Annotated in this window: 16 protein-coding genes; 11 read left to right on the forward strand and 5 right to left on the reverse strand. The window is 67.1% G+C overall.

Annotation, left to right across the window (positions count from 1 at the left end; genetic code table 11):
• Positions 1 to 24: 24 nt before the first annotated feature.
• Positions 25 to 1062 carry a C2 family cysteine protease gene (locus LXN01_RS01465; RefSeq protein WP_236862765.1) on the reverse strand — a complete coding sequence of 346 codons (1038 nt, stop codon included), beginning with the start codon at positions 1060 to 1062 and terminating at the stop codon, positions 25 to 27.
• A 227-nt stretch (positions 1063 to 1289) separates the two neighbouring features.
• On the opposite strand from LXN01_RS01465, the gene infA reads away from it, so the two are divergent.
• The 6 genes from infA (at position 1290) to rplQ (ending at position 4508) form a co-directional block, all read left to right on the forward strand.
• The gene (gene infA / locus LXN01_RS01470; RefSeq protein ID WP_236862766.1) at positions 1290 to 1511 is read left to right on the forward strand and encodes a translation initiation factor IF-1; all 222 of its coding nucleotides are present in this window, start codon (positions 1290 to 1292) and stop codon (positions 1509 to 1511) included.
• 80 nt (positions 1512 to 1591) lie between these two features.
• A complete protein-coding gene (rpmJ, locus tag LXN01_RS01475) occupies positions 1592 to 1705 on the forward strand; it encodes a 50S ribosomal protein L36 (protein ID WP_236862767.1) in 114 nt (37 codons plus the stop codon).
• Between the two features lie 188 nt (positions 1706 to 1893).
• Positions 1894 to 2262 (forward strand): 30S ribosomal protein S13, encoded by a 369-nt coding sequence (gene rpsM, locus LXN01_RS01480; protein ID WP_236862768.1) that lies wholly within the window; start codon positions 1894 to 1896, stop codon positions 2260 to 2262.
• Between the two features lie 34 nt (positions 2263 to 2296).
• Positions 2297 to 2704 (forward strand): 30S ribosomal protein S11, encoded by a 408-nt coding sequence (gene rpsK / locus LXN01_RS01485; protein ID WP_236862769.1) that lies wholly within the window; start codon positions 2297 to 2299, stop codon positions 2702 to 2704.
• A gap of 152 nt (positions 2705 to 2856) precedes the next feature.
• Positions 2857 to 3855, forward strand: a complete 999-nt coding sequence (locus LXN01_RS01490; protein ID WP_236862770.1) for a DNA-directed RNA polymerase subunit alpha — start codon at positions 2857 to 2859, stop codon at positions 3853 to 3855.
• A 20-nt stretch (positions 3856 to 3875) separates the two neighbouring features.
• Positions 3876 to 4508: a 50S ribosomal protein L17 gene (gene rplQ / locus LXN01_RS01495; protein WP_236862771.1), complete on the forward strand. Its 633-nt coding sequence runs from the start codon at positions 3876 to 3878 to the stop codon at positions 4506 to 4508.
• Between the two features lie 80 nt (positions 4509 to 4588).
• Here rplQ and purU read toward each other — a convergent pair whose 3' ends face one another.
• Entirely contained in the window at positions 4589 to 5440 is an 852-nt protein-coding gene (gene purU, locus LXN01_RS01500; RefSeq protein WP_236862772.1) for a formyltetrahydrofolate deformylase, read from the reverse strand.
• A 123-nt stretch (positions 5441 to 5563) separates the two neighbouring features.
• Between purU and glyA the strand changes: the two genes are divergently transcribed.
• Positions 5564 to 6847: a serine hydroxymethyltransferase gene (gene glyA / locus LXN01_RS01505; RefSeq protein WP_272902066.1), complete on the forward strand. Its 1284-nt coding sequence runs from the start codon at positions 5564 to 5566 to the stop codon at positions 6845 to 6847.
• A complete protein-coding gene (locus LXN01_RS01510) occupies positions 6847 to 7731 on the forward strand; it encodes a bifunctional methylenetetrahydrofolate dehydrogenase/methenyltetrahydrofolate cyclohydrolase (RefSeq protein ID WP_236862773.1) in 885 nt (294 codons plus the stop codon). The genes glyA and LXN01_RS01510 overlap by 1 nt, the downstream gene beginning before the upstream one ends.
• Positions 7732 to 7817: 86 nt before the next feature.
• Here the strand turns inward: LXN01_RS01510 and LXN01_RS01515 are convergent, their stop codons facing one another.
• A complete protein-coding gene (locus LXN01_RS01515; RefSeq protein WP_236862774.1) occupies positions 7818 to 8306 on the reverse strand; it encodes a GNAT family N-acetyltransferase in 489 nt (162 codons plus the stop codon).
• A gap of 96 nt (positions 8307 to 8402) precedes the next feature.
• On the opposite strand from LXN01_RS01515, the gene LXN01_RS01520 reads away from it, so the two are divergent.
• Complete coding sequence (locus tag LXN01_RS01520) at positions 8403 to 9248, forward strand: exodeoxyribonuclease III (RefSeq protein WP_236862775.1); 846 nt, start codon at positions 8403 to 8405, stop codon at positions 9246 to 9248.
• 7 nt (positions 9249 to 9255) lie between these two features.
• On the opposite strand, the gene LXN01_RS01525 is transcribed toward LXN01_RS01520, so the two are convergent.
• Positions 9256 to 9462: a CstA-like transporter-associated (seleno)protein gene (locus LXN01_RS01525; RefSeq protein ID WP_236862776.1), complete on the reverse strand. Its 207-nt coding sequence runs from the start codon at positions 9460 to 9462 to the stop codon at positions 9256 to 9258.
• The gene (locus LXN01_RS01530) at positions 9459 to 11696 is read right to left on the reverse strand and encodes a carbon starvation CstA family protein (RefSeq protein WP_236862777.1); all 2238 of its coding nucleotides are present in this window, start codon (positions 11694 to 11696) and stop codon (positions 9459 to 9461) included. The genes LXN01_RS01525 and LXN01_RS01530 overlap by 4 nt, the downstream gene beginning before the upstream one ends.
• A gap of 334 nt (positions 11697 to 12030) precedes the next feature.
• Between LXN01_RS01530 and trpS the strand changes: the two genes are divergently transcribed.
• Together trpS and LXN01_RS01540 are read left to right on the forward strand one after the other, a co-directional pair.
• On the forward strand, positions 12031 to 13053 hold the full coding sequence (gene trpS / locus LXN01_RS01535) for a tryptophan--tRNA ligase (RefSeq protein WP_236862778.1): 1023 nt from the start codon (positions 12031 to 12033) through the stop codon (positions 13051 to 13053).
• Positions 13031 to 13633, forward strand: a complete 603-nt coding sequence (locus tag LXN01_RS01540; protein WP_236862779.1) for a 2'-5' RNA ligase family protein — start codon at positions 13031 to 13033, stop codon at positions 13631 to 13633. Before trpS ends, LXN01_RS01540 begins: the two co-directional genes overlap by 23 nt.
• Positions 13634 to 13684 lie beyond the last annotated feature (51 nt).

Below are 13684 nucleotides of genomic sequence, written 5' to 3' on the forward strand. Positions count from 1 at the left end.
GACGGCAGCGCGGGCGGGCGGTGCTCACGGTGCGGCCGGAGCGCGCGGTCCCACGTTCACGCTGATGAAAGCCCTTCGGAACTGGGCCGCCGACAGGTACAGGTCCGTGCGCCGAGGCTCTCCCTCAGCGCCGCCGTGAGGATTGCGGACGTGGACCCGAGGCGCCAGGCCGGGCTCCCGGCAGCCGTCCTCGGTGAACGACGCGACCTCCATCACGACGTAGACGTGCCCGTCCATGAACGCGATGCTCCGGTCCGGGTCGTCCTCCCGGTGGAGCATGAACGATCCACCGGGCCTGATCAGCGTCGAGGCGAGCACCGGCCTCCCCGCCCCGAGCCAGGCGGCAGCAGGTCGGAGAGTGCGCGGCACCGGCCGCGCCGGACACCACCTGCCGGTGAGCAGTCGGAAGGCGGTGCCGGCGAAGTTGAACTGGGTGCGGCGGTAGCTGCCTCTGCCGTGGGCGATCGCAAGGGCCTTCTCGACCAGTGAGGCGCCGTTGGGGCGCAGCCGACGATCGCCCGCGCGGTGGCGCGGCGGCACACGATCGCTCAGCGTGATCCAGCGGGGGAGCGGGGTGTGGAGCCGGACCTGGACGAGCCCGTTCGGCAGCGGCCGGAGCAGCGAGGCGATGAAGCCGGGCCAGGCGTGCTCGCACGCGGCCAGGACTGCGATGAACCAGCAGTCGCCGAGGCGCCCCTGCCGCACGTGCTCGGCCCTCCCGGGAACGGGACGGGCCGCCGGGACAGCGCAGGCGGGACCTCGGGTGCGGGGTTCGAGAGCGGGGACGGTGTCGAGGACACGGGCCGCCTCGGCCGCGGTGAGGTGCTCGCCGAGGAGCTCGAGCACGGCCGGGCCCGCGGAGTCGAGGAGCCCGAGCCGGCGCAGCAGCCGGCCGCGGACCGTCGATGTCCGCCAGGCGGAGGCGCTGAGCTCCGCCGAGAGGGCTCCCAGGTCTGCTCTGGGTGCGGGCTCGATCGCGAGGAGTCGGCGGAGCCGTTCAGCGGCGTCGACTCGAGCGGCGGGGGACACCAGCGGGGAGAGACGCGGGGAGACGGGCAGCATTGGCGTTGACGGCCTGATTGGGTTAGAGTGGTTCACTGGTCTGTGACCGGCGGGCAGGGTGTCGCCGTCCTCTTCATGAGCTTAGCGCAAAGCAAGAGGCGATTGGCGCTTTCCCGGCAGAGCAGATCCCGGTCGAATCGGATCCCGCCCGGGCAGCCGAAGAGGATCCGAGTGACGAACGAATCGCGGCCCGCTGTGGTTGCGGGAAGATGAGGTACACGAACGATATGGCCAAAAAAGAAGGGGTCATTGAGATCGAGGGCACCGTTGTCGAGGCTCTGCCGAACGCCACGTTCCGCGTCGAGCTGAGCAACGGGCACAAGGTGCTTGCGCACATCTCAGGAAAGATGCGCCAGCACTACATCCGAATCCTTCCCGAGGACCGTGTCGTGGTGGAGCTGTCTCCCTACGACCTGTCCCGCGGACGCATCGTCTACCGGTACAAGTAAGAGATCTCTTCGACAGCTTTCGCCGTTCCTGCCCCAGGGTCACGACCCCGGGGTATTCGCGGTGAGAAGAAGGAATAACGATGAAGGTTAAGCCAAGCGTCAAGAAGATCTGCGACAACTGCAAGGTGATCCGGCGCAACAGCCGGGTCATGGTGATCTGCGACAACCCGCGCCACAAGCAGCGTCAGGGCTGATCGCTTCACCTGGAGCAGATCTCGTTCGCACTGGCGCGCTCGCGTCAGCTGTGAGCACCACACCCAAGCAGGCCTCGACCCCTGGAGACAGGACGACACCCCCGGTTCGGAGGCCGGGGACCCGCGGGCACAGCCCAGCGGGACAGGCCTGAGCAAGCACCTCTGATCAGACAATGGAGAAATAGCCGATGGCACGTCTTGCCGGAGTCGACCTCCCGCGCGAAAAGCGCGTGGAAGTCGCCTTGACATACATCTATGGTGTGGGCCGCACTCGTGCGAGCCAGACCCTGACGGAAACCGGGATCAGCCCGAACACCCGTGTGAAAGACCTGACCGATGCTGAGCTCGTGCAGCTGCGCGACTACATCGAAGGCACATTCAAAGTGGAGGGTGACCTCCGTCGTGAGGTTGCTGCCGACATCCGCCGCAAGGTCGAGATCGGCAGCTACGAAGGCCTGCGCCACCGCCGCGGACTTCCTGTCCGCGGACAGCGCACGAAGACCAATGCGCGCACCCGCAAGGGCCCGAAGCGCACTGTGGCCGGTAAGAAGAAGTAATCACCCCCTAGCCTTCGATCAGGAGTTTTGAAGCATGCCGCCCAAGACACGCGCAGCATCAGCTGCTCGCAAGCCGCGCCGCAGGGACAAGAAGAACATTGTCAACGGCCAGGCTCACATCAAGTCCACATTCAACAACACGATCGTCTCGATCACCGACGCGACCGGAGCCGTGATCTCCTGGGCTTCCTCCGGCGAGGTCGGTTTCAAGGGATCGCGCAAGTCCACCCCCTACGCCGCGCAGATGGCCGCCGAATCGGCTGCTCGTCGCGCGCAGGAGCACGGCCTCAAGAAGGTCGACGTCTTCGTCAAGGGACCGGGCTCGGGCCGTGAGACCGCGATCCGCTCCCTCCAGGCAGCAGGCCTGGAGCTGGGCACCATTCAGGACGTGACCCCGACGCCGCACAACGGCTGCCGGCCGCCCAAGCGTCGCCGCGGCTGAGCCGCTCCGATGAGCCGGTGCTCGCGGGGGAGACCATCCCCCGCGAGCGCCGGCCCGTCGGCCTTCCACACCCCCGCAAGCGTCACGAGTAGCAATACTCTCAAGTGCATTGCGAGCGTCATATAGCGGATGCTCGCCGAAAGGAAGCCCACGTGCTGATTGCACAGCGCCCCACGCTCACGGAAGAGGTTGTAGCCACCTATCGTTCGCGGTTCGTCATCGAGCCGCTCGAACCGGGATTCGGCTACACCCTCGGAAACTCGCTGCGTCGCACCCTGCTGTCGTCCATCCCCGGTGCTGCCGTCACCAGCATCCGGGTCGACGGTGTGCTCCATGAGTTCACCACCGTGCCGGGGATCAAGGAGGATGTCACCGAGTTCATCCTCAACCTCAAGTCGCTCGTCGTCTCCTCGGAGTTCGATGAACCGGTCGTCGCCTACCTGCGCAAGCAGGGCCCGGGGACAGTCACCGCCGAAGACATTTCCGCTCCCGCGGGTGTCGAGATCCACAACCCCGAGCTGTTCATCGCCACCCTCAACGAGGACGGGCGACTGGACATGGAGCTGACGATCGAGCGCGGTCGCGGCTACGTGTCGGCGGCGCAGAACAAGAACGCCGACGCGGAGATCGGGCGCATCCCGGTCGACTCGATCTACTCGCCGGTCCTCAAGGTGACCTACAAGGTCGAGGCCACCCGTGTCGAGCAGCGCACCGACTTCGACCGCCTGGTGGTCGACGTGGAGACCAAGCCCTCGATCACCCCGCGTGATGCCGTGGCCTCCGCCGGCAAGACCCTCGTCGAGCTGTTCGGCCTGGCCCGGGAGCTCAACGTCGAGGCGGAGGGCATCGAGATCGGGCCTTCACCCGTCGATGCCGCGATGGCTGCCGACCTGGCCCTGGCCATCGAGGACCTGGACCTCACCGTCCGCTCGTACAACTGCCTCAAGCGTGAGGGGATCCACACGGTCGGCGAGCTCGTCTCGCGCAGCGAAACCGACCTGATGGACATCCGCAACTTCGGCTCGAAGTCCATCGACGAGGTCAAGCAGAAGCTCAGCGAGCTGGGCCTCAGCCTCAAGGACAGCCCTGCCGATTACGACAATGCCCCCGAAGGCGAGGACACGTCCTTCGTCGAGGACGAGCAGTTCTAAGAATTCCAAGGAGATAAACCATGCCCACGCCTACCAAGGGGCCCCGTCTGGGTGGTTCCCCGGCGCACGAGCGGATGCTGCTGAACAACATGGCCGCTCAGCTCTTCGAGAACAAGTCGATCACCACGACCGTCACCAAGGCCAAGCGCCTCCGCCCGGTCGCCGAGCGCCTGATCACCTTCGCCAAGCGCGGAGACCTCGCGGCTCGTCGCCGGGTGCTGGCGCAGATCACCGACAAGTCGATCGTGCACGAGCTGTTCACCTCGATCGCTCCGGCCGTCGCTGAACGTCCGGGCGGCTACACCCGGATCACCAAGATCGGCCCGCGCAAGGGCGACAACGCCCCGATGGCCGTGATCGAGCTGGTGCTCGAGCCGTACTCGCCCAAGCAGGCCACCGTGAAGGAAGCAGAGGCCGCAACCCAGGCGGCTGCTGCCGATTCCGGCTCCGACGCCTCCGCCGAGGCGTCCGCTGCTGAGGAGACCACCTCCCAGGACGAGTCCGCCGAGGGCACCGCTGCTGACGAGACCGTGGAAGAGGCACCCGCTGCCGATTCCGAGGCGTCCGCCGAGGCGTCCTCCGAAGGCGAGTCCTCCGAAGGCGAGTCCTCCGAGGGCGAGTCCTCCGAAGGCGAGTCCGCCGAGGAGAAGTGAGTCCCACTCCTGCGCTCAGCTGACAAGGGCTGCGATCCGTCTGGATCGCAGCCCTTTGCCATTCAGGCGCAGCGGGATCGTCAGCTGAACACGACAGTCCGGCTGCCATCGAGGATGACACGGCCCTGGGCGTGCCACCGGACGGCGCGGGCGAGCACCGAGGCCTCGATCTCCTGGCCCTGCCGGACGAAGTCCTCGACCGGCTGGGAGTGCGTCACGCGGGTGACGTCCTGCTCGATGATCGGCCCCTCGTCGAGGTCGCTGGTGACGTAATGGGCGGTGGCACCGATGATCTTGACCCCGCGGGCATGCGCCTGGTGGTAGGGACGCGCGCCCTTGAAGCTCGGCAGGAACGAATGGTGGATGTTGATCACGCGCCCCATCATGCGGTCGCAGACCGCGGGGGAGAGGATCTGCATGTACCGGGCGAGCACGACCAGCTCGACGTCGAGCTCGTCGACCAGGTGGAGCAGCCGGTCCTCGGCTTCCTGCTTGGTGTCGGGGGTGACGGGGATGTGGTGGAAGGGAACCTCGTGGAACTCGGCCATCGGGGCCAGCGTGTCGTGGTTGCCCACGACCCCGACGATGTCGGTGGGCAGCACTCCCGAGTGCTGCTGGAACAGCAGGGTGTTGAGGCAGTGGCCGGCCTTGGACACCATGACCAGGGTCCGCTGCCGGCGCTGCGCGGAATGCAGCTCGACCGTCATGCCCAGTCGGCGCACGATGGGCGCCAGCGCCTCCCGGATGACCTCCTCGTCCGCTGAGGTGCGGAACTGCAGGCGGAGGAAGAACAGCTCGGTGTCCTGCGACCCGAACTGCTGGGATTCGGTGATCGTGGCGTCGATGCCCACCAGCGCCCCGGAGACGGCGTAGACGATGCCGGAGCGGTCGGGGCAGGAGATCGAGAGGACCCATTCGTGGTCAGATGTCATGGGCTCATCCTACGAGTCGGCGGGCACCGGGCTCGCCGCGGTCCCGGCTCCCGGACAGGCTGCGCCTGGTACTGTATTCGCAGGCATCGCGCCGTTGCCGCAGACGTCCCTAGGAGCTGATGAATGACTGACGTGTCGAACTCGATGAACGCCTCGCTGGGCGAGATCGATCCGGAGATCGCGGCGGTGCTGGACCAGGAGCTGGATCGGCAGCGCACGTTCCTCGAGATGATCGCATCGGAGAACTTCGTGCCCCGCGCCGTGCTCCAGGCCGCGGGCTCAGTCCTCACCAACAAGTACGCCGAAGGCTATCCGGGACGCCGCTACTACGGCGGCTGCGAGGCCGTCGACATCGCGGAGAACCTCGCCCTCGACCGTGTGAAGAAGCTCTTCGGGGCGGAGTACGCCAACGTCCAGCCCCACTCGGGCGCCTCCGCCAACGCCGCTGTGATGCACGCGTTCGCCCGCGCGGGCGACAGACTCCTCGGTCTCGAGCTCGCCCACGGCGGCCACCTGACGCACGGGATGAAGATCAACTTCTCCGGACGGCTGTACGACGTCGCCTCCTACGAAGTCGATCCGGACACCTACCGCATCGACATGGACGTGGTCCGGCAGCGTGCCCTCGAGCACCGGCCCAAGGTCATCGTCGCCGGCTGGTCGGCATACCCCCGCCAGCTCGACTTCGAGGCGTTCCGATCGATCGCCGACGAGGTCGGGGCGGCACTGTGGGTCGACATGGCCCACTTCGCAGGTCTGGTCGCCGCGGGGCTCCATCCCAACCCCGTGCCGCTGGCCGACGTCGTGTCCTCGACGGTGCACAAGACCATCGGCGGGCCGCGCTCCGGGTTCATCCTCAGCCGCGATCCCGAGCATGCCAAGAAGCTCAACTCCGCGGTGTTCCCCGGCCAGCAGGGCGGGCCCCTCATGCACGTCGTCGCGGCCAAGGCCGTCGCCTTCAAGCTGGCGGCGACCGAGGAGTTCAAGCAGCGCCAGGAGCGCACTCTGGAAGGCGCCCGGATCCTCGCCGAGCGGCTGCTCGCCTCGGATGTGGCCGAGTCCGGCGCGTCCGTGCTGACCGGCGGCACCGACGTCCACCTGGTGCTCGTCGACCTGCGCAATTCGCAGCTGGACGGCCAGCAGGCCGAGGACATCCTCCACGAGGTGGGCATCACCGTCAACCGCAACTCGGTGCCGTTCGATCCGCGGCCTCCGATGGTCACCTCCGGTCTGCGGATCGGCACCCCGGCGCTGGCCACCCGCGGCTTCGGCGCCGCAGAATTCACCGAGGTCGCCGACGTCATCGCAGAGGCTCTCAAACCCAGCCCGGACGTCGAGACGCTCCGTGCCCGGGTGAACCGGCTCGCCGCCGACTTCCCGCTCTACGAAGGGCTGGAACAGTACTGATGGGCGCTCAGATCCTTGATGGCAAGGCGGCCGCGAAGGCGATCAAGGAGGAGCTGGCGGGCCGGGTCGCGGCGCTGCGCGAGGCCGGCATCGTGCCCGGCCTCGGCACCGTCCTGGTCGGCGAGGACCCCGGATCGCAGTCCTATGTCGCAGGAAAGCACCGTGACTGCGCGCAGGTCGGCATCGAATCGATCCGCCGGGACCTGCCGTCGACGATCACCGCGGCCGAGCTCGACGAGGTCATCGACGAGCTCAACGCCGACCCCGCCTGCACTGCCTACATCGTCCAGCTGCCGCTCCCGGAGCAGATCGACACCGATCACGTCCTCGAGCGGATCAGCCCCGACAAGGACGCCGACGGTCTCCATCCGACGAACCTCGGGCGGCTGATGCTCAACGTCAGCCGGCCCATCAGCTCGCCGCTTCCGTGCACTCCGCGCGGAGTCATCGAGCTCATGGAGCGCAACGGGATCGAGCTGCCCGGAAAGCATGTGGTCGTCGTCGGCCGCGGCGTGACCGTGGGCCGCTCGATCGGCGCGCTGCTGACCCGGCGGGAGTACAACGCCACGGTGACGCTGACGCACACCGGCACCGTGAACCTCGATGAGGTGCTGCGCTCGGCCGACGTCATCGTCGCCGCAGCGGGTTCCCCCGGGCTGGTGCGGGCCGAGGCGGTCGCGCCGGGGGCGGTCGTGCTCGACGTCGGAGTCTCCCGCGTGGAGGATCCGGAGACCGGCAAGGGCAGGATCGTCGGAGACGTCGACCCGGGAGTCGCCGAGGTGGCGGCCTGGCTGTCTCCCAACCCCGGGGGAGTCGGTCCGATGACACGGGCCCTGCTGCTGCGCAACGTCGTCGAGATCGCCGAGCGGCAGGCCGGTCACTGAGCTGATCGGGAGTCGTGAATGAACCGGGCCCGGGATTCCGCGAAGGAATCCCGGGCCCGGTGTCTGCTCCCAGCAGCCTGCGATGGTCAGTCGCCGTTGAGGAAGCGGGAGAAGAAGACGCGGGGGCTGTCCGGACCGCCGTAGTCGGCGATGAGCTCACCCTCGAAGCCCATCGAGGAGTGGAACGAGATCGCCTCGGAGTTGTCCTGATCCGCGGTCGCCTGCACCTCTGCGGCGCCCTTCTCGCGCGCCATCTTGATGAACTCAAGGTAGAGGCGGCGTCCGATGCCCCGGTGCCGGAAGTCCTTCCGCGCCGCGACCAGGTGGACGTAGGCCGGACCTTCCAGCGGGATCACGCCGAGGAGGTAGCCGACGATCTCGTTGCGGAAGCGGGCCACCAGACCGGAGGCCGCGAACTGGCGGAACCAGTACGGGTCGTGATCATGGCTGAGGTCCCGGTCGCCCCAGAAATCCTTCTGAGCCGCTACCAGGAAGTCGCGCAGCTCGAGCGCATCGACCTCATCGAGCGGTCGAATACTCACCTGAGAGGCGTCGAAGGTCTGGTTGTCGGCCAAGGCTTCCTCCTTTGAAGCGGAACAGTCACACTCACTCTACGCCGAGTCGAAGGTGATGGGACAACTCCCCTGGGGAGCCGTGACAGGATAGCAACCATGATTCGAATCGCAACCGTCAATGTCAATGGAATCCGCGCCGCCTGGCGGAAGGGGATGGGGGACTGGCTGGAGTCGACCGCCGCCGACATCGTCACGCTGCAGGAGGTTCGGGCCGGCAACGACATCGCCGAGGGCATCCTCGAGCCCTCCGGACACCATGTGTACAGTGCCGACGCCGAGGCCAAGGGACGTGCCGGAGTCGCCGTCATCTCCCGGCAGCCCGCAGCCGCGGTGCGGATCGGCATCGGCGATGAGTACTTCGATCGGTCCGGCCGCTGGATCGAGACGGACTACGTGCTGGCCGATGGCACCACGCTGACGGTGGTGTCGGCCTACGTCCACTCCGGCGAGGCCGGGACTCCCAAGCAGGACGACAAGTACCGCTTCCTCGACGGCATGCTCACCCGGCTGCCGGAGCTGCGCGAGCACGCGGACCATGCGATCGTGACCGGGGACCTCAATGTGGGGCACACCGAGCTCGACATCAAGAACTGGAAGGCCAACCAGAAGAAGGCCGGCTTCCTGCCCGAGGAGCGCGCCTACTTCGACCGCTTCCTCGGCGAGCTCGGCTGGGTCGACGTGCACCGGAAGCTGTCCGGAGAGATGGCGGGTCCCTACACGTGGTGGTCCATGCGGGGCAAAGCCTTCGACAACGACGCCGGATGGCGCATCGACTATCAGCTGGCGACGCCCGAGCTGGCGGCCACGGCCGCGTCGGCGAGGGTGGACCGGGCCGATTCGTGGGCGGAGCGGTGGAGCGATCACGCCCCGCTCGTCATCGACTACCAGATGGTGATGGTCAGGTCCGGGGCCGAGGCGACGGTCACCGCGGCAGCGGACTGACCCGCGCTCAGCAGCAGCGCGTCTGCGGGTTGCGGTCCTGGGCGTCGGTCACGTCGCGCCAGAACGCGCGCTCGGCCATCGCACCCTCACGCGTGCCGTGCCGCCGCTCGTACGACGCGAGGTAGTGCTGATACGCGTTCTCGCCCATCAGCTCCTTGAGGTACCAGTGGACCGCGCGGAACGGAGCGGCTAGGCGCGCGACCGCGGCGCTCATGCCTGCCCCGTCCGCTGGACGGCAGCGGGCTCCAGCGCATCCCACTGCTCCTTGACCTGCTTCTCGGCCGAAGTCATGATCAGGCCCTTGGGCGCGAACATCCGGGACGGCTGGAACGGCTCCTCCGTGGTCGGCAGCGGGCCCTTCGCCGTGATCGACTTGTAGGCCGCCCACAGCGCCATCACCACGACCATGAGGACGATGACGGCGAACACGATCGACAGGGTGCCCTGGATGAACGTGTTCCGGACCACTGCCTGCATGGCCGCGGCGCCTTCGGTGGTGCCCAGGGAGGTCTCACCGGCGGCCAGCGCATCGCGGTAGGCGAAGTGCTGAGCCCAGTAGCCGAGCTTCGGATCCGAGGAGAAGATCTTCTGCCAGGATGCGGTCATGGTCACGGCCAGGTCCCAGGCCAGCGGGATGCCCGGTATCCACGCCCATTTGGCCAGACCCATCTTGCAGACGAGGGCGAACACCACCGCCAGTGCGATCGCCGCCAGCAGCTGATTGGAGATGCCGAACAGCGGGAACAGTGTGTTGATGCCTCCCAGCGGGTCGGTGACGCCCATCAGCAGGATCGATCCCCACGCGCCGACCATGACCGCGGTGGTGATCCAGGCGCCGACGTTCCACGAGGGATCGCGGAACCTCGGGACGAAGTTGCCGATCGCGTCGCCGAGCATGAAGCGGGCCACCCGGGTGCCGGCGTCGATGGTCGTGAGGATGAACAGCGCCTCGAACATCACCGCGAAGTGGTACCAGAAGGACATCATCGCCTGGCCGCCGAAGACGTTGCCCAGGATCTGCGCCATTCCCATCGCCAGGGTCGGCGCCCCTCCGGTGCGGGAGACGATCGACTCCTCGCCGACCAGCACAGCCTGGTTCTCGAGGAATTCCGGAGAGGTCTGCACCCCGGTCATGCCGAGCTGGTTGTTGATGAAGTCCGCCGCGCCCTGGGCGGTGCCGCCGGTGAGCGGTTCGGCGGCATTCATGGCGAAGTACAGGCCCTTGTCCAGGCAGACCGCGGCGACCAGCGCCATGATCGCGACGAAGGACTCCATGAGCATTCCGCCGTAGCCGATCAGGCGTGCCTGGCTCTCCTTCTCGATGAGCTTCGGGGTGGTGCCCGAGGAGATCAGCGCATGGAAGCCGGACAGTGCCCCACAGGCGATCGTGATGAACAGGAACGGGAACAGGGCACCCGCAAAGGCCGGGCCGTCCGTGTTGGAGGCGAACTCGGTGACGGCCGGCATCTGCACCGTCGGATTGACGATGACGATGCCGACGGCAAGCAGCAGGATGGTGCCGATCTTCATGAAGGTCGACAGGTAGTCGCGCGGAGCCAGCAGGATCCACACCGGCAGCACTGCGGCGAAGAAGCCGTAGATCATCAGGCACCAGGCCAGGGTGGTCTTCTCCAGGTGGAAGACCTCCGACCAGAACGGGTTCTCATGCACCCAGCCGCCGGCGATGATCGCGACCACCAGGAGGAAGACGCCGATCACCGAGGTCTCGACGACCTTGCCGGGCCGGATGTAGCGCATGTAGACGCCCATGAGGACGGCGATCGGAATCGTCATCGCGATCGAGAAGACGCCCCAGGGGCTCTCAGCCAGCGCGTTGATGATGACGATGCCGAGGACGGCGATGAGGATCACCATGATGAGCAGGATGCCGATCGAGGCGATGATTCCGCCGACCTTGCCCAGCTCGTCACGGGCCATCTGTCCCAGGGAGCGGCCATTGCGGCGCATCGAGAAGTACAGCACCATGAAGTCCTGGACCGCGCCGGCGAAGATCACGCCGAAGATGATCCAGAGGGTTCCGGGCAGGTATCCCATCTGGGCGGCGAGGACCGGTCCGACCAGCGGTCCGGCGCCGGAGATCGCAGCGAAGTGATGGCCGAACAGGACCCGGCGGTCCGTCGGCGTGAAGTCGCGGCCGTTGTCCTTGAGCTCGGCTGGAGTCGCCCGGCGAGGATCAGGACGGCAGACCTTCGCCTCGACGAACCTGGCGTAGAACCGGAAGGCGATGAGGTAGCTGCCGACTGCAGCGGCGACGAACCAGCTTGCGCTCAGGTCCTCGCCGCGGACGAAGGCCACCATGATCCAGCCGATCGCGGCGATGATGGCGATGGCGACCCAGAGGACGATCTTCGCCGGAGTCCACTTGGGTCTCTCGACGACCGCTACCGGCGGCAGGTCCTCATCGGTCTTGATGAACTCAACCGACATCTCTGCTCCTTGTACTCGAAGGGTATGGGCTGGCGTGCTGCACGGAGTCGTCTTCGACTGTCGATGACCGCCCGCCGGTCCGGCGTGGGAGCTCACTGCCCCCTGCCTCGACCGGCGCGTCGGCCGGGAAGTGCATCACACTTTCCTGACAACCAATCAAGAGTGATGCATAGCACACTTGTCTGTCCACTCGGAAGGCAGTCTGCCGGTCTTTGACTGCCGAACCGTTATATTCCGGCTCGCCGGCCGCCTCCGGAACGGGCCCACCCCGCCGCTGCGACCGCCTCGGGAACGGGCCCACCCCGCCGCTGCGGTCGCCTGGGACGATGGCAGAATGGAGCGCATGACGATTTCCGAACTGCAGACCCAATCCCGCTCCCTTTCGGGGATCCAGGCGACCTCGGATTCCCTCCACCTGGGCAACTACATCGGGGCGCTGCAGCAGTTCGTCGAGCAGCAGGACACCCACGACGCGTTCTTCTTCATCGCCAATATGCACGCGATCACCGTGGAGCAGGATCCCACCGAGCTGCGCGACCGGACGCTGCGCACGGCCGCCCAGTTCCTGGGTGCGGGGCTGGACCCGGAGAAGTCCACGATCTTCGTGCAGTCGCACATTCCTGCCCATGCTCAGCTGTCGTGGGTCCTCGAATGCCTCACCGGCCTGGGCGAGGCGCAGCGGATGACGCAGTTCAAGGACAAGGCCGGCAAGAACGAGCACGTGTCCCTCGGACTGCTGACCTACCCTGCGCTGATGGCCGCCGACATCCTGCTCTACCAGGCCGATGTCGTCCCGGTGGGCGAGGATCAGCGGCAGCATCTGGAGCTCACACGCAACCTCGCGGAGAGGTTCAACCATCGCTACGGCCAGACCTTCACGGTCCCGGAGCCGGGCATCCTCAAGGAGACCGCGAAGATCTACGACCTGCAGGACCCGACCGCCAAGATGTCGAAGTCGGCGCCGTCGCCGGCCGGCCGCATCGACATCCTCGATGAGCCCAAGGTGCTCGCCAAGAAGTTCAAGTCGGCGGTCACGGACAATGACACCGTCATCGCCTACGACCCGGAGGGGAAGCCGGGTGTGTCGAACCTGCTGACGATCTACTCCGCGTTCTCCGGCACCCCGATCCCGGGTGTCGTGGCGGAGTTCGACGGCAAGATGTACGGCCACCTCAAGGTGGCGCTCGCCGACCTTGCGGTGGAGTCGCTGCGTCCCGTGCGGGAGCGCACCCAGGAGCTGCTGAACGACCCGGCGGAGCTCGCCCGGATGCTCCACATCGGGGCCGACAAGGCTGCGGCGATCGCGGAGACCACGATCAGGGAAGTGTACGAGCGTGTTGGATTCCTCTCCCGCTGATTCCTTCGGCCCCAGGTGGGGCGCCTCGCCCGACGCCCCTGCGGTGCCGACCCCCGACGAGAACGGGATGGTGTCGATCGGGATCACCCTCGACGTGCCCGAACCCTTCGCGACCACGCTGCGCGAGGCCCGGCTGCGCTTCGGCGATGAGCGCGGCGAGTCCGTCCCGACCCATATCACCCTGGTCCCGCCCATGGAGATCCCGGTCGAATCCACACCCGGCGTGCGCGGACACGTCAGGGCGGTGGCCAACGAGACCTCGCCGTTCGTCATCCAGCTGCGCGGGACGGGCACATTCCTGCCGACCTCGCCCGTGGTGTTCATCGCCGTCTCCCGCGGGATCTCCGAGTGCCAGACGCTGTCGGAGCGGCTGCGCCATGGAGTCCTCAACCAGGCGCTCGCGTACCCGTACCACCCGCACGTCACCATCGCCCAGGAGCTGCCCGAGGAAGCCCTCGAGCAGGCCTACCAGGAGGCGGCGCAGTTCACTGCCCGCTTCATGGTGCACGGGTTCGGGGTGTACTTCCACGACGAAGGCGGACGCTGGCAGCTGTTCGACCGAGTGCCGTTCGGGCCCTGAGGCCGTCCGGCCGAGTCGAGAGGCAGCGCATCCGGACTGCATGCGAGAATG

The sequence above is a fragment of the Brevibacterium daeguense genome (assembly GCF_021729135.1).
GTDB classification, from domain to species: domain Bacteria; phylum Actinomycetota; class Actinomycetes; order Actinomycetales; family Brevibacteriaceae; genus Brevibacterium; species Brevibacterium daeguense.

Excerpts from the sequence above, each read along its gene's own strand:
- LXN01_RS01510 (WP_236862773.1), top strand. The coding sequence starts at position 6,847 with ATGGGCGCTCAGATCCTTGATGGCAAGGCGGCCGCGAAGGCGATCAAG.
- rplQ (WP_236862771.1), top strand. The coding sequence starts at position 3,876 with ATGCCCACGCCTACCAAGGGGCCCCGTCTGGGTGGTTCCCCGGCGCAC.
- glyA (WP_272902066.1), top strand. The coding sequence starts at position 5,564 with ATGACTGACGTGTCGAACTCGATGAACGCCTCGCTGGGCGAGATCGAT.
- infA (WP_236862766.1), top strand. The coding sequence starts at position 1,290 with ATGGCCAAAAAAGAAGGGGTCATTGAGATCGAGGGCACCGTTGTCGAG.
- purU (WP_236862772.1), bottom strand. The coding sequence starts at position 5,440 with ATGACATCTGACCACGAATGGGTCCTCTCGATCTCCTGCCCCGACCGC.
- LXN01_RS01520 (WP_236862775.1), top strand. The coding sequence starts at position 8,403 with ATGATTCGAATCGCAACCGTCAATGTCAATGGAATCCGCGCCGCCTGG.
- rpsK (WP_236862769.1), top strand. The coding sequence starts at position 2,297 with ATGCCGCCCAAGACACGCGCAGCATCAGCTGCTCGCAAGCCGCGCCGC.
- rpsM (WP_236862768.1), top strand. The coding sequence starts at position 1,894 with ATGGCACGTCTTGCCGGAGTCGACCTCCCGCGCGAAAAGCGCGTGGAA.
- LXN01_RS01465 (WP_236862765.1), bottom strand. The coding sequence starts at position 1,062 with ATGCTGCCCGTCTCCCCGCGTCTCTCCCCGCTGGTGTCCCCCGCCGCT.
- LXN01_RS01530 (WP_236862777.1), bottom strand. The coding sequence starts at position 11,696 with ATGTCGGTTGAGTTCATCAAGACCGATGAGGACCTGCCGCCGGTAGCG.
- rpmJ (WP_236862767.1), top strand. The coding sequence starts at position 1,592 with ATGAAGGTTAAGCCAAGCGTCAAGAAGATCTGCGACAACTGCAAGGTG.
- trpS (WP_236862778.1), top strand. The coding sequence starts at position 12,031 with ATGGAGCGCATGACGATTTCCGAACTGCAGACCCAATCCCGCTCCCTT.
- LXN01_RS01525 (WP_236862776.1), bottom strand. The coding sequence starts at position 9,462 with ATGAGCGCCGCGGTCGCGCGCCTAGCCGCTCCGTTCCGCGCGGTCCAC.